The organism is Aerococcus kribbianus, from assembly GCF_026805545.1.
In the GTDB taxonomy this organism is placed as follows: Bacteria; Bacillota; Bacilli; order Lactobacillales; family Aerococcaceae; genus Aerococcus; species Aerococcus kribbianus.
In genome coordinates, this window is the sequence record NZ_JAPRFR010000001.1 from 548,197 (window position 1) to 563,863 (window position 15,667).

The window sequence follows — 15,667 nt, forward strand, 5'->3', positions numbered from 1 at the left end:
AAAAGAAAAAAGAGAACGGATACATTTCCGTTCTCGCAGTATTATCCTTTTTTGTACGATTTTAGTATTTTAATAGACGAAGTCCGTTGAGAATAACCAATATTGTGCTCCCTTCGTGGAAGACCACACCTGCTGGAAGATCAAGCCAACCCAGCAAATTCAATAGCACTAAAATCACAATCACACCCACAGCAAAAACCACATTTTCTTTGATAATTCGATTGAGACGATGGCTCAACTGGTAGGAATGATAGAGTTTGCCTAGGTCATTTTTTACGATAACTATGTCCCCTGATTCCATCGCAATAGAAGCACCTGATCCCATGGCAATCCCCAAATCGGCATTGGCCAAGGCAGGCGCGTCATTGATACCATCACCAATCATTCCTACGACTTGACCTTGGTCTTGGGCCAGAGTGACTTGACGAATTTTGTCTTCAGGGAGGCATTGGGACCAGACCTGGTCGATGCCGGTTGCTTGGGCTACTTTTTGAGCAACCCCATCATTATCCCCTGTTAAGAGTTGGACAGTAACCCCAGAGGCTTGAAAATCAGCCACTGCTTTTTGAGCTTCAGGACGAACACGGTCGGCCAAGGCAATCATCCCTACAACGTGGTGGTTACGCCCTACAAAAATGGTCGTTTGACCTACTTTGGCTAAGGGCAATAAGTGATCAGGATCAGCATAGTCATTAAACATGGATAGTTTACCGACCAAGACATTTCCCTGACGCAAACCTGCTCCTGACTCTTCTTCCACCGGCTGACTTTGATCCACTTGGGATAAGTCTAAATCGTTAAAATGCGTCGTAATGGCTTGTGCGATAGGATGAGAGGAGCTCTGTTCCATGGCCACAACTTGGGCTAGAATATCTGAATCCATGTGGTAGTCCACCACCTGGAAGTTACCATAAGTAAGGGTTCCGGTTTTATCAACAAAAAGTGTTTCTAGGTTAGCCAAGGATTCCATAGCCGCCCCACCCTTACATAGGATTCCTTGCTTGGCCCCATTAGAAATTGCCGCTAGAGAAGCCGGTGTTGCGGAAGCCACCAAGGCACAAGGTGAAGCCACTGTCAAAAGCACCATACCTCGGTAAAAAGCAGCTGTAAAGCCATAGCCTAAGAGGTAAAGGGCCAAGATAAACAAAGGTACCGCAATAAGGACACCAGTGACATATTTCGATTCAAAAGCATCAATCGTCCGCGCCACCCTAGAGGGACGAGATTGGGCTTGATCCACCATACGAATAATATTAGAAAAAATAGTTTCCGAACTTGACTTGCTGACCTTTAACTTGAAAGCATTCCCTTCATTGATGGTGCCCGCAAAGACTTCTTCTCCCTCTGACCGTGATACTGGTAAGGATTCCCCCGTGAGCGAAGACTCATTCACTTCTACCGTACGGTCCGCCCAACCATCGATTGGTAGACGTTCACCCTTTTGTACTAACACCCAATCACCCACGCGCAAATCTTCAGTAGCAACTTCCTCGCTTTGACCAGATGGGAGCAGGCGGTGGGCACGATCAGGGACTTGGTCCATTAACTCCGTAATCGCCTGACTGGATTTATTGGTGGCATAGTCCTCTAAAATCTCCGCCGTGGCAAAAATAATCAATAACATAGCGCCTTCAGATTCATAGCCGATTAAGCAAGCGCCTAGTGCTGACAAAACCATAAGCAAGTCGACATTCACCTGGCGTTCATACATGGTATCAACAATGGCATCCTTAGCTGCATGGTAGCCACAGAACAAGATTGCGGCATAGAAAGCCCAAACTGATAATGGCGATTGGAAAGCCATTAATAGAAAAGCTAGCACCGTACAAGCGACCCCTAACAATAAAAACTGTCCCTCACGTTGATTACGAATAAAAGTCCACATCATATCGCCCCCAAATTTTATTGATCCCAAACTAAAGGTTTAGCAATGACTGTTTCCAGTCAAATGATTTTGTTTAGTTTAGATTCATTCTAATCTACGTTTTAATTATACCCCTTTTTAAGATGAAAATCAGTAGAAAAGGGGGTATAAATCGCAAAGCGAAAGCATTACGGCTAGATTTGCATGTTAAGTGAATAGAATCACATGATTTGGATGAACTTTGTTCTGGCAGTGATCACTTCTGAAAATAAATGATTTTTCCCATCTTTCTTCCTATTATAATATAACAAAAAAGCCAGCTACTGATTCATCAGTAACTGGCTTCAACTCGAGAGGAAGTTTTAACTTAATTATTTAACTTTTTTCTTACCCGCAAAGGTGAAGATTAAGCCTAGTCCGGCTAATAAGCTTCCTACTACTGTTAATGGTGTAGCTTCTTGACCAGTAGCTGGTAGGCTGCTTGCTTTGACTTCTTTGTCGGCTTGTTTTTCACCGGCAGTTTCTTTATGTCCGCCCTTGTCAGCTTGGTCAGCCTTAGCTGCTTCAACGACTGCCACTACTGGGTCTTGGTCAGCTTTAGCATGATTTCCTGCTTCTTCTGCTTTACCAGAGACTGTCGCTTCAGGGTCTGTATCCGTATTATCTGCTTTGTTAGTGTCTTCCTTACCAGCGTCGCCCTTAGGTGTTTCTTCCTTACCAGTGTTGGCTTCTTCATCCTTAACCGGTGGGACAACTTGGTCGCCCTCTTGATTACCAGCTTCTTCGTTACCTGCTTGGTTGTTTTCAGCCAAGTCTGCGTTGTGGGCAGCTAGGTCAAATTGATCGTTAATTAATGAATAAGAAGCGATCAATTTCGGTTGACGCAATTCTGGTGTTTCTGCATCAAGGACATTACCTTCCACTTGGTAAAGGTCGATACGCAATTCATCAGGTGTTACAGTGTAAACCCCAAAGTTTTGCGTTGATGATTCCCGATTGTTGGAATGAGAGTTTTCAAAGTATGGCGAATCACCTGGTTGGTCAGAACGATCAAATAGTGACCGGTAGTAGTCAAGATCTTCTTGCGTCATATGACTTAATTTTGGACGAACCTTGTGAATATGTTCTAATGGTGCATTATAAATATCATCATAGAGTTTGGTTCCGGCCGCATTCGGAATCACAAACATTGTTCCATCAGTCATCAAGAATTCGCGTCCTTGGTCATCTGTCAACAAGTCAGATTGCTTGTCAACTGCCCCATCTGAGAAAACATCGATGTTTGCCACTAAAGGTTTTGTGGTGGTTAAGACATGGTCGTGACCGTTTAAGACTAAGTCAACATCATGTTTATCTAAGATCGTAATCAAATCTTCACGTACGGCTTGCACATCAGCATCTTGCAGTGAGTGGTAAGAAGAAGAGTACAATGGTTTGTGATAAGTCACTACTAACCAGTTCACCCCACGTTGACGGGCATCGGCAAGGTCATTATCTAACCATGACAATTGCTCGTTAGATAGGGCCGCACCATTCGGATTGTCAGCATCTTTTTGATTGTCATTAGTGTTTAAAACAACAAAGTGGCTACCATTATAGTCATAAGAATAGTAAGTTCCGGCATCTTCTGAGTTAGTGATTGGCACATTCAGATGGTCCACATAAGATGTCTTGTAAGTATCATGGTTCCCTGGCACAAAGGTATGGGCGACATTTAAATAACCTGCTTGTGATTGGTTCATGATGTCTTTCCATTCATCTTCCACTGCAGATACTTCCACAATGTCACCAGTATGTAAGGCGAAATCAGCATCACCAGCAACAGCCAAGGCTTCATTTAAGGTTTGTGCCCCAAAAGCAGCTTCATTACGGGCATTTTCATTCCAGAAGGCATTTTGCGTGTCAGTGTAATGAACAAATTTGAATGGATCTTGGCCAGCAGCTGCCGTTTTGAAAGTCCCTAAAGGTGACATATGACCAGTGGCACCTAAGCGGTAGTAGTAAGTGGTGTTGGCTTTTAAGCCAGTAGCCTTAGCTTTGTTGATGGTTTCCATAACCGGTTGTAAGCTGGCACCATCACTGTAAGCGCCCCCTGTCCAGTCGTGGTTGTCTTGGGCAATCACGTCATCAGTGAAGTAAACCGAACGCCCTTCTTCATCATAATCAGCTAATTCATAAATGACATTGCCATCTTGGTCCCGTTCCAAGTGGTTGGTTTGGGTTCCCTTTTGTTGGGCCTCGAAACGTTTACCATCAGATAAGTCTTCGTGTTCAGACACAATGACATGGGCATCTTCAAGGGCATCCTTGGTATACCAGTTGAAGGCCATTTCTGAGCTAGGGTCAGAAGGAATGGTCGTCGCAATCCGGTCAGGATCGTTTGATTGTTCCACAGGGGCGACTTCTGGTTTTTCATAAGAAACAGCCACTTCTTGGTTACCCACTTGGGCCGTTAATTCCTCGGCTGCTTGGTCTGCTTGGTCTTCAGCCGCTTGGTCGGCTTCAGGTGTTGCTTCTGCTGTAGGTTCAGCATCAGCTGCTGCTTGCCCTTGGTCTTCAGCTGGGGCCGGTGCTTGTTCAGCTGGTGCTGCTTGGCTAGCTGCAGTTGTTGTTTGGCTAGGAAGTCCTTCCTCTGCTGCTAATGTACTTTGTGAATAAGCACCCAATAGAGACACGGTAATTAAACCTGATAGGAATAAATGCTTGTACTTGCGATTCGCCATACTTTTCCTCCTTAAAATACTTGAGCAACTCGACATATTCACTATACCGAATAAATATTTATTTCCTGTAAATTTTAGGTAAAGTTGCTGTAAATTTGGCCAAAAGCATAAATTTCACCTTCAAAATAAACAAGGCTTAAATTCAAGAATTCGTCAAAAAAAGAAACTTGCATTTTGTGCAAGTTTCTTCCTATATATGTACAGTGTAAATATATGAACTGTACATATATATCACCTAGGACCAAAGATATCTTAGCTAATTACTTACAGGTACAAGACTCCTCTTCCAAATGTTGGCCCATAATCGCAGCCACTATATCACGGGCCACCTGGTCGAGATGGTTGAGGTAATAGTCGCGATCCTGGTTATTAGCCAGGAAAAAGAGTTCAAGTAGGCGGTAGTTGATGCCATGGCTAGCGGCCATGTTGAGGTTCAAGAGGTCTTGACGTTTACTCAAGCCCCGACTGGTACGCGTGACCAAGCCAAAGTGCTGGTCGATACAGTCTAGGAGGTTTAGGTCAATGGCATCCGCTTGGAAGCGACGATGGATAATCACATGACCACCAGCCCCTGGTTTTTGCGCCGCATCCAAATGCAGCTCCACAACAATATAATTTTTATAGGCTAAAATATCCTTGGCATGGTAGTAGAGATTACCCGGATAGAATTTCGCCTTAAGATGATGGGCTTGGCACCATTTCTCCAAATAGGGTTTTAGCTTGCGGATCATCTTAGCTTCGGTGTAATCCTTGTAGACACAGCCCGTGTCTCCTTCCCCATGGCCAAAAGCAAATAAGACACCGGTGTAGTTTTTGTAGTTAGTTGTTTTCATTGCGGTCTCCTTTCCAGAGTAAGGGTTTTAAGGCGGCAAGTTTTTTAGCTAGGCGGCGTTTGCGGCCGTGAATGGCTTGACGAGTGACCTGGTACTTGTCAGTAAAATAGTGAGAATCGCCGCGGTGGAGAATCACATCCATGAGAAAGGCATAGTCCTGATCAGATAAAATCTTCTTGGCCTTGGCCATAAAGACCCGTGACATGAGCCCTGATTCGGCGACGGCATCATAGGTCAGGACATCAAACACTTGGTCCACGACTTCTTCCCTTTGTTTGCGACGGGAATGCTGACGAAGAAAATCTAAGAGTCGCCAGCGGATTAAATTCATGGCGTAGGCAGTAAAACGATAATTATCCTCATCAGACAAGGCATCCCCATCAAAATCTTGAGCGCATCGGTAGAGGTTAATCTGACTCTGCTGGTAGCAGTCATCATAGTAATCGTCATAGGGATAAATGTGCAAGTCCCATAAGATACGGTGTAACATGGCTTGGTACTGGTCGAGTAAACGTGGGTAGTCTTCTGCTTGAAACATAAATCACATCCTTCACTTATTTGCCGGCACAACAAGCATAAGGCCTAGTGATAAATTTTGCTAATCGAAAAATGTGCTATTTTCTTGGTCAAATTGCTGAATTTCTCATTAAAAATAGCGAAATTTCCCCAATAATAAGCCTTTATAAGTGATTTTTAGTTTAATTTGATTTTATTTTTACGTAAAACGGTTATTTTATCAACAAAAAGATGGAAAGTGATTTTTTTCAATAAAAAAGTTTACAGGGAGAAAAAAATATATTATATTTAAATCAGTTTTTCAAAGGAGGAAAGAAATGAAAACCAATAGTATTAATGATTTTGTTTATCGCAATTTATGTGAAATCAATAACGACCGCTTAGAGACCTTGCCACTAATGCCCCATTTTTGCTTTGATTATTCGATTATTGCCATTATTGATTTAAAACAATTCAACCATCCTGCCCAAAGCTTAGTGCTATTAATGGACCAGGATCCTATTCTTGTGCAAGAAAGTCCCAATCAAATTATGAAACCTTGGATTAAAAAAGCCAGCCGCTTTGAAAATGATTTGGATAGTGGCTTTAGCGATTCAGGCCGTAAGAAACCATATAAACGCCCCATTACTATTGGTAACTTTAGCTTTACTCCGTTTACGACATCTCACTCCTCAAATAATTGGTTAGCGATTCACTATATCGCGTCTATTGATAATTATGAGGATGCTACTGCTATCCGCATTAATGACAAACAAAGTTTCAAACTTGACACCGACTATCAAAAACTTAAAAAGAAACTGGATTATGCTAAAAAGGAAAGTCTTAAACAGTACAACTATTTTTATGGACTCTTTTCCTACTTTGCTTCCACTCCCGGACTACCGATGCAAATTCGTCGTCCTCAGACGAACAATGGTTTTGCGCCCTTAGAGGAGTGGTTCTTTTTTTTAGATCGAACAATTTTTGCATTTTTAGATAAGATTCCTGAGGAAGATTTGATTTCTGATAAGGAGAAGAATTTTTATAAGAAAATACGTCGACGTATTAAGGAAGAGAGGAGTAGATAAAAAGGGTGTGACAAAAGTCGTTCAGAACAGAAGCCTTGGACTAAAACTCGAAAGATGACGAACAGTCATCAGAGAGCTTTTAAGAAAGGCAGTCTGTTCTGACTTTTGGAACCCGACTAGGAGATACATATCCGTATATCATAAAAAGGCTGGGACTTTTTTGGTCCCAGCCTAGTTTATTTAAATTTATGAAGGTTCATGATTGATAAAATGATACAGGCCAAAGAGATAGCCCCAATATTTCCAGTATTCAGCCTGGGCAATATTTTGCACGTAATCAGGGGCCTCTTGCCAAGTGACAAGTTCGCCGTCAACGAGGTGATAAGCAGCAACATAGGTTAAATCAAAACCATAGTCTTTGTTGACCCGATCATAGATTAATTTGGTTCGACGCATATGGTAGTCAGAGGTAGTGATAATAGCGGAATCATAACCTAGTTCAGCCATCATTTCTAGAGTATAAACAGCATTCTCATAGGTTGAGGTGGCATGTGGTTCATTGATTAATTGGTCCGAACTAGCACCAGCTGCCTGATAATATTGGCCATTTATTTCATCTAAGGGTGAGGCAATAATCTTGCCCGAACGGGAATAACCGTCTTCAAGAAGAGATACAGCCTTATTGGCACGTTCTTCTGTGAGCTCCCCTTCTGGGACGATGATAACATCAGATACCTTGGGTTCTTGGTCGACAATTAAATTATTTAAGATAATTTGGCGACTAATTAAATAAAATGCTATAGGAAAGACGATTATTGTTCCTATAATTAATAAAGCTTTTTTCATTTTGTTTCAATTCCTTTTGGCTTGATGATAGCTACAAGGATAACATATAGAGATGAAAATAGTGCAATAAAAACATTGAAATCTTAATTAATAAGTGGCTAACAATTATAAGTGATTTCGATGCGAACTTATTTTCTTAATGATCGAACAATCTTTCTAATGAAGTGTCTCATTTTTCCTATTACTGTTAATTGCTGAAATGTCATCTTCTGATAAACATTTGCATATTCTTGTTCTAACGGTGTCATTAAATTTATAAATTCCATTAAGTCATCATGTTCTAAACTTTTTTTGAATTGTGTATGACTCAAAGTAGAAATCTTATACCGCAAATCTTGCACTTCTTTTCGAGATTGACTGATATTATTATTTGGCTCAACTCTTTTTTTAGGCGTCCATTCTTGTTTTTCCTCTTGTTTATATAATCGGTAGCTCAATTCCTGCTGGGTGTGGCGAAAATGACTAGCTTGAGATCGATTAATAACTTCCTTATCCACTCGATCAAATACTAATCTCTTTTCTTCCATAGCATCTTGAATCAATGCATTAATTTCAGGATGACGTACTACAAGAATATTATTACCACCGCTATCTTTTTGATATTCTTTAATCCAGGCATCTCCGACAGTGACATCTGCAGTTTCATTCATCACATCATCAGTGTAATCCGAAGCAAAAGGTTTGAAATAACCATGACCCCAGTTTTGACCTTTTAATTGACTTTTTGGCGTAATGACTTCTTGAATGCTGCCATCATTATTTTTCCCAATCACTTTAATCCCATAATCATTTGCTGGTCGATCATCAAGTTTGTGTCTAAAATCAATATCAACCAACTCAGCAGGTTTCACGCCCATTTGCCATGCCATAAAATCTGCAAATCGACTACTCTTTTGATGTCCACAGACGAGCCCGATGGTATATTTTATCGTTTCTTTAAAGTCTTCATTATAATACTGAAGTAGTCTCACAGCCATAATAAAACTTGGAATGCCAACTATGGCATAGTGTTTATTCGACTTTCTTATTTTCTTTAATACCTTTGAGAGCTCAACAGGATAATATTTTGTTTTGGCACCATCAATAATTTCATCAATGGTGTCAGAAATATCATATTCGAATAATTTACCGGGCGTACTGGATTTCTTTACGTGAATCACACCATCAATTTTGTTTTGTTTATAAAGTTCGACTAATATCCAACTGGCAAATCCTCCTGATGACGCATTTTCTCTAAAACTTTCTTCATTAACATGACCAACATAGTTGTCCAAATAATAACCAAGCCTTTGGTCATAATTAATATTTGGGACACCTGCATACAGTTTTTCACCCATTAAGCTTTCATCGATTTCTTCATTAAAATTGGGCGACAATTTTAAAGTTGCGTCATCAATAGCTTTTGAAAAGGTTTCCTCATAAAGCCCATACTCATTTAACTCAACTTTGCAATCATCATCAATGACTGCCATGACACCACTGGCTTCGCTATATTTCTTTAATTCATTAAATTGATTTAATTCCATATTTAACCCTCTCTAGCATTAATTAAATGGCTGCTTCAATAGTTGTTTTTCACTTGCATTTAATGCAAAACACCAAACACTAGCACAGAAACAAAGTGCGTAAATCAAACCATAAACACCTAATAGAATCAAACTATCGATGGTGACAAAGTAATGGATTAACCCTCCAATTAAGAAAGGGAGCAATAGTGCAGGGAATGTTGAAAAGATATTCTGCCAAAATTTAATGATGTCAAGTCCAATATTTTTATGATAATAAATATTTATTATCAAACCATTACCAATTAATAGAGACAATGAAGTCCCGATCGCGGCGCCTAATCCCCCATATATTTGGGATAAAGGAATGGTTAGTACTACATTAAAAATTGCAATTATGAATAATACAATCGATCTAAATTGATGTTTGTTTTGTGATCTTTGGATTTCAATTCCAACATTTTGAATAAGCGGTATGGTTAACGGAATGATTAATATCAAGGCAATTTGGTAGGCTTCTTCATAACCATCGCCAGCCCAAATATTAATAAACTCTTGACCAAAAATAACGAAGCCAGAAGCCACTAAAATTAATATGAAAAATTGTATTCGCCCTACCATATTGAATAAGACATTAATTTCTCTTTTGTAGTCATTCGATCCAATCATCTGATGAATTTTAGGGGTAAATATTTGCGAAATAACAGTGGACATTTGAGTATAATATAAAGATATTTTCTCTCCTACACTATAGATAGCAACCGATAAGGTCCCTCGGTACCTACCTAATATAACCTTATCAAGTTCATTATTGATTTGGTCTACAACCATATTCAAGAAGATAAAGAACGAATAGCTACCCACACTAATGAACAATTCTTTATCAAAACGATTAAAGATAAACTTAATATTAAGTTTAGTAAAACAATAAATCACATTCGCTAATAATGTAACAACATTGACTAGAACTGTTACCAGTACTAAACCGATTGAACCATAGCCAGCTAACAAAACTGGTAAGGAAATCAGCGGACTTGAAATTTGATTAATGATAGCGATAATGTTCTGAAAAATAAACCGTTGATTCGCAGTGATATAAGTAGAAAAGACCATTAAATTAAATCTAAAGAACATATTGAAAATAAGGAGTAAAACCATAATTTTCATTTTATGCATTTCTACCATTGTCAAACCATCACCGAAAACTAAATTAAGATTTTCGGTGATAATGAAACCAGCAAAAAGAACTAGGAGACTTATAAAAATATATATAATTGTAAATTGTCCATTTAATGCTGCAATACCTGCTTGATCATTTTTTATTTTATATTTGGAAAAAAAGTGAACATAGGAACTATCAAAGCCAAAATTTAAAACACCTAAAGAGGCAATGACAGCAGCAACTAAATTATATAAACCAAAGTCATCTTGACCTAGTAACCGTATCATTATCGGGGTATATAGAATACCAATGGCTATACCTAATCCCCGTGATATATATGATAATACAGCTCCTATTCGTCGTTCTTTATAAGTCTCCATACATTATTTACTCCTCATTAAGATTCATAGCATTTTTTAAGAATTGGATTGATTTTTGCTTTTCTAATTCTAAAATTTGCATTGCATCTGAAAAATCAATTGTTTCTAATGCAGCGGCATAGTCATTAATAACATGACTCTTTCGGTCTTCAAGCTTAAAATTACGCAGTATCGTATCAATACGAGAATTCATATTACCACGTTTAAAAGTAATAAAATTCTTATTATAAATGATTGAAAAAGCCACACCGTGGAAGGAATCCGTTAAAAAAATTCGACTATTTTTGATATAGTCAATAAACTCTCTAGGGGACGTTTCATACGTTAATTTTTCATTGCGTTGCCCCATATTAATAACTTTTAATCCATAATTTTTTTTATAGAAATCAATTATTTTTTCTTTTTCTTCATCTAATCCACCCAAGAAGTAAGTTAACACGTAATCTTCATCTGGACGATTATTAGCAGCTTTAGCAACTTGATTCCAATCCTCAGCAGCTAACAACATGGTCGGATCCAAAACAACTTCTGGTTGATAATCCAACATTTCATCAACAATTGCGGAGCCTTCTTTTTCACGTACGGAAATATGATTAAAGTCCGCTAAATAAGGTTTATATATATGCATAACTTCATTGGGAAGTTCAGGCAATCCAATACTAGCCGCATAGGCAATTTTTTTACGTTTTGAAGTAAATGGAAGCATAAATTGTGGTTGTCCTTTGATATATCTTGGATTCCAAACCTGGTCGCTCCCTACGATAAAATAGTCATAATTTTTTTCATTTTCCTGACTAAAGGCTTGTTCATTCAAATAATCATCAGTAAATGATTTAAATAAATCGGTTCGTTTATTTTCAGAAGCTGCATATTTTCTCTCTTCAGCAAGCATTTTTATTTTTCTGGGAACTAGACGTGCATAGCCAAAAAGGTTTCTTTTTGGCTTCTCTTCCGTCATTTCTTCCATTAAAAAATCTGAGCTAGTATTAAAGGCGAGTGAATCAACCTCATAACCCAGTTTTTCAAGAATTATTTTTAAGGCATAATTCTGCAGTCGATTACCATAATTAAAATAACCTAACAGAGTGACTATTCCAACTTTTTTCATAAATGCGCTCCTTATTTAAAAATACGAATAATTGAGTGTCTACATTGGGGATGCATCGCAAAAGCGAGCCTAGTAATGACTTGTTTTTTAGAATAAACACGAAAGAGATTTTTTAAGCCAATTCCACGTATCATTTTTCGGTACTTTTCTAGTAATGCATTATAAGTATCAATATGATTGTTAAAATTAAAGTGATCAAAAAATAATAAGATATATTCTAAGACATATTTAGTCGCCAAGCTAATAAGCATCTCATTTTCAGGAAATTGCGTTTTTATTTCTTGCAGGGCTTTTTCGCCAGCAGTGATGCCATCGATACGATTTAATTTAAATTCTAAATTACTCGCACTATCAGGATTATCTTCGTAATAATAAAAATCTTCAGAAATTATTTTCTTCTTTTTAGCTCTTGAATGCGTCATCACATTAAACAAATAATCTTCACTAAAGCTTAATTTTTCATACTGAAGATTATTTATTATCTGCTTCCGATATAATTTATTACAATTATAATTTGTTGTATTTTCGTGGCGCAAATAATGTAACAAAATCCTCTCATTATCTTCTATCAACTCATCTTGTAAATGATTGCCAGCAAATTCACCACTAATATTATTTCTCAAATAACCACATTCAACAATATCGCATTCATGTTCTTTCGCGACAGTTAGCATCTTTAGATACATGTTTTCACCAATAAAATCATCGCTATCAACAAAGGTTAAATAGTCCCCGCTAGCAATTTTTAAGCCTTCATTCCTTGCTGCAGAAACACCTGCATTATCTTGGGCAATATATTTTATTCGTGAGTCTGCCTCCGCATATTTTTCACAGATTTCACCTGATCCATCACTTGATCCGTCATTAATCAAAATAATTTCTAAGTTCTGGAAACTTTGTGAAATAATACTATCAATACAGCGGACTAAAAAATTTTCTGCATTGTAAATTGGAACAATAACCGAAAGTTTCAAACCTAATTCCCCTCATATACTTGAGATAATAACTGATTCCATTCTTCCTTTATAACAGATTCCTTGAAGTCTTGTACTCTCTTGACTGCATTTTGACCCATATCTTTAGCTACTTTCTCATTATTTAATAAGAAAGCCATTTTATCTGCAAAAGCTTTGCTATCGTAATTATCAATCAAGAATCCATTAACTTCATCTTGAATTATTTCACTAGGGCCATCTGTTTTATACGATATAACCGGCAAACCACATTCCATCGCTTCCGTAACAACTAATCCGAATCCTTCAATTCGTGACGGCAATACGAAATAAGAGGCATTTAAATAATAAGGTAAGACATCTTTTTGTTCACCGATTAATCGCACATTTTCTGATAAGTTGTTTGTTTCAATATCGTTTTCTAATCGCTTAAAGTCAGGCCCATCTCCAACAATATTAATCACAAAGTCTTCATGCGTTTCTTTCAGATAAGTTAAACTTTCAATCAACATTTCTAAGCCTTTTGTGATGTAGCTAATCCTTCCCACAAACAATATTGGCTTATCCTCTTGACTTGCTTTTGTATCTGAATAAAAGGACATAGGGTTATATATTTTTTCAACTCTAGTATTGACTTTGGATTGATAGTTTTCCTTGCTCTTATTGGTCAAAACAATGAGACAATCAAGTTTAGAAAATGCATAACTATAAAGGTTTCCCAAATTCCAAGCATAATCATTTGCCGTTTCAAAATAGCGCTCATAAGTATTATGTAACCAGCCAACTTTTTTACTATTAAGATCTAACAAACCTACCAATGCAGAGGCGAAAGGGCTAATCCCAATAACGATATCAAACTGATAAGGATTAAGGATGGATTCAAAAGCCTTTAATTCTCTCTTAGAAAAAGCATTTTTTATAGCAAAGTCTAAACTTTTAAATTGGTAAATATATTGATAAAACTTAGTGAAAATTATTTCCTTTATTCGTTTTGTTTTTTGCCTAACCAGCGACTTATCCCAGATAATTTGAATATTACTATCTAACTCATAAATTAAAGTTGATGCTTTATCATAATCTGAATAAAAGAGTACGGAAACCGAATGATCTTTGGCTAACATATTAAGAACTTTAGCTGTGACTCTTTGTTGACCACCGGTATCTGATAAATCATTAGTAATAAAACATAACTTCATATTTTCCTCCTAGTTGTGACTCATAACTGTTTCACTTATCTCATTTGCTTTTATTTTTCTAGCAATTTGGCTGCTTATCGCTATACCAATGATGTAAATAACTAGTGGATAATTATCATACAATGGGTTTCCAGTAAAACCCCACAATATAAATAGTAATTGCATGACTTGAGACATTAATAAAAAATTAATAATCTTTTTTTGATTAAGATTCGCAATTAATCTATCCGTTTTAACAAAATTATATATAATAGTCAGAATAAATACGCTAAAACCTATTATTCCTTGTTCTCTTAATACCTGTAGATAGATATTATGAGCATTGTTAATAGGTATAATTTCCTTAGTTGAATAGGTTCCTTGACCGATAATAGGACTTTCTTTAAAACTATTCCACACTATCTCATAAAACTGTAAGCGCCCAGTAGTAATATCCTCGGCATTCATACTTCTCAGCAAAATATCTTGCCCAATTTGACTCTTAACTAGAAATAAAGTAAATAAACCTGCAAAGATTATAAATGGAAATATAATCAGATACTTACGTTTGGATATTCTGAATATTAGATAGGAAATAATCACTATGCTAAAAGCTAAAAACCCTCTTTTTGCTGTGAGAAATAGTAAATAATACAAGAATAAAAATGCAATTAAATAAAAATACTTATTAATCATTTTTGTTGAAGTATTGTAAAACTTAATAAAGGTATAATATAAAACTAAACAGATAAAAAAACCTATTATAGCTGGATTTTGAGTAAACCCTACAAGTACGTCATTATATATATAATCTAATGCATCAGAATAATGTTGTTGTGATAGATGCCTAGCGTTTATACTATTTAATAAAGGAACACTGACAATTTGCAGAATTCCTCCCATAATAAATATCGAACTAATTTTAATTACATAGTCAATCAAAACCTCTGGCCAATCAGTTAAACTTTCTAAATTAATAAACATCAACATCACTATGATTAATGTACAAACATACTTCCAATGTTCATAAGCAATATTTGAATTCAATAATAAACCAAAACAACTAATCATAACGAATAATGATAGCATTATAAGATTGCTATTAATTCTCAAGGTAAGCTTTTGTCTAAAAACAATCAAAAAAATACTAACTATAAAGATACTACCCATAAATAAAATATCTAAATGTGGAAAAAATATAATACCAAAAAGATAGATCGCTATAGCTAAACAATAAATAATTGTTAAAAAAGTAGGGTTTTTATTTGTCATAATTAATAGTCCTTTACTACATAATTTTTCTTATTTTTATAGTTTAGTATATTATACATGTTATCTTAAATATTCTTATAGGCTTATCTTATAACTAATGATAATTGAAAGTAGATAATACATATATTTCTAGAATATTAAAGCAACCTATTTGAATAGATTCTTTTAAATTAGCAAGTCCTAACTAAGAATTTATTCATCATTTTAATACACAAAATGAAGTGACATAAATAATTAATAAATTCTATCAATCTCTCTTAGAAATTTAAAATAGCTATGTATACAAAAGTTAAAAACTATATTAAAAAATTAAGATTTCAAAT

Annotated in this window: 12 protein-coding genes; 1 reads left to right on the top strand and 11 read right to left on the bottom strand. The window is 36.5% G+C overall.

Translation table 11 applies throughout. The features are described 5' to 3' along the window. Nucleotides 1–61 precede the first annotated feature (61 nt). The 4 genes from OW157_RS02590 to OW157_RS02605 form a co-directional block, all read right to left on the bottom strand. Nucleotides 62–1,885, bottom strand: a complete 1,824-nt coding sequence (locus OW157_RS02590; protein WP_268751770.1) for a heavy metal translocating P-type ATPase — start codon at nt 1,883–1,885, stop codon at nt 62–64. Nucleotides 1,886–2,235: 350 nt separating this feature from the next. Then, the gene (locus OW157_RS02595; RefSeq protein ID WP_268751771.1) at nt 2,236–4,587 is read right to left on the bottom strand and encodes a metallophosphoesterase; all 2,352 of its coding nucleotides are present in this window, start codon (nt 4,585–4,587) and stop codon (nt 2,236–2,238) included. A 260-nt stretch (nt 4,588–4,847) separates the two neighbouring features. After that, complete coding sequence (locus OW157_RS02600) at nt 4,848–5,420, bottom strand: N-acetylmuramoyl-L-alanine amidase (protein ID WP_268751772.1); 573 nt, start codon at nt 5,418–5,420, stop codon at nt 4,848–4,850. Continuing rightward, complete coding sequence (locus tag OW157_RS02605; RefSeq protein ID WP_268751773.1) at nt 5,407–5,958, bottom strand: sigma factor; 552 nt, start codon at nt 5,956–5,958, stop codon at nt 5,407–5,409. Before OW157_RS02605 ends, OW157_RS02600 begins: the two co-directional genes overlap by 14 nt. Nucleotides 5,959–6,253: 295 nt before the next feature. Between OW157_RS02605 and OW157_RS02610 the strand changes: the two genes are divergently transcribed. Further along, entirely contained in the window at nt 6,254–7,003 is a 750-nt protein-coding gene (locus OW157_RS02610) for a hypothetical protein (protein ID WP_268751774.1), read from the top strand. Nucleotides 7,004–7,189: 186 nt separating this feature from the next. On the opposite strand, the gene OW157_RS02615 is transcribed toward OW157_RS02610, so the two are convergent. From OW157_RS02615 to OW157_RS02645, 7 genes are all read right to left on the bottom strand, one after another. Next, nucleotides 7,190–7,789, bottom strand: a complete 600-nt coding sequence (locus OW157_RS02615; protein WP_268751776.1) for a YdcF family protein — start codon at nt 7,787–7,789, stop codon at nt 7,190–7,192. A 128-nt stretch (nt 7,790–7,917) separates the two neighbouring features. After that, the gene (locus OW157_RS02620) at nt 7,918–9,315 is read right to left on the bottom strand and encodes a Coenzyme F420 hydrogenase/dehydrogenase, beta subunit C-terminal domain (protein ID WP_268751778.1); all 1,398 of its coding nucleotides are present in this window, start codon (nt 9,313–9,315) and stop codon (nt 7,918–7,920) included. Between the two features lie 18 nt (nt 9,316–9,333). After that, nucleotides 9,334–10,836, bottom strand: coding sequence for a lipopolysaccharide biosynthesis protein (locus OW157_RS02625; RefSeq protein WP_268751779.1), 1,503 nt, complete (start codon nt 10,834–10,836; stop codon nt 9,334–9,336). Nucleotides 10,837–10,843: 7 nt separating this feature from the next. After that, a complete protein-coding gene (locus tag OW157_RS02630) occupies nt 10,844–11,944 on the bottom strand; it encodes a polysaccharide pyruvyl transferase family protein (RefSeq protein ID WP_268751780.1) in 1,101 nt (366 codons plus the stop codon). A gap of 11 nt (nt 11,945–11,955) precedes the next feature. Beyond that, nucleotides 11,956–12,918, bottom strand: a complete 963-nt coding sequence (locus OW157_RS02635; protein WP_268751781.1) for a glycosyltransferase — start codon at nt 12,916–12,918, stop codon at nt 11,956–11,958. A 2-nt stretch (nt 12,919–12,920) separates the two neighbouring features. Then, nucleotides 12,921–14,093, bottom strand: a complete 1,173-nt coding sequence (locus OW157_RS02640) for a glycosyltransferase (RefSeq protein WP_268751782.1) — start codon at nt 14,091–14,093, stop codon at nt 12,921–12,923. 9 nt (nt 14,094–14,102) lie between these two features. Then, the gene (locus OW157_RS02645; protein WP_268751783.1) at nt 14,103–15,344 is read right to left on the bottom strand and encodes an O-antigen ligase family protein; all 1,242 of its coding nucleotides are present in this window, start codon (nt 15,342–15,344) and stop codon (nt 14,103–14,105) included. Nucleotides 15,345–15,667 lie beyond the last annotated feature (323 nt).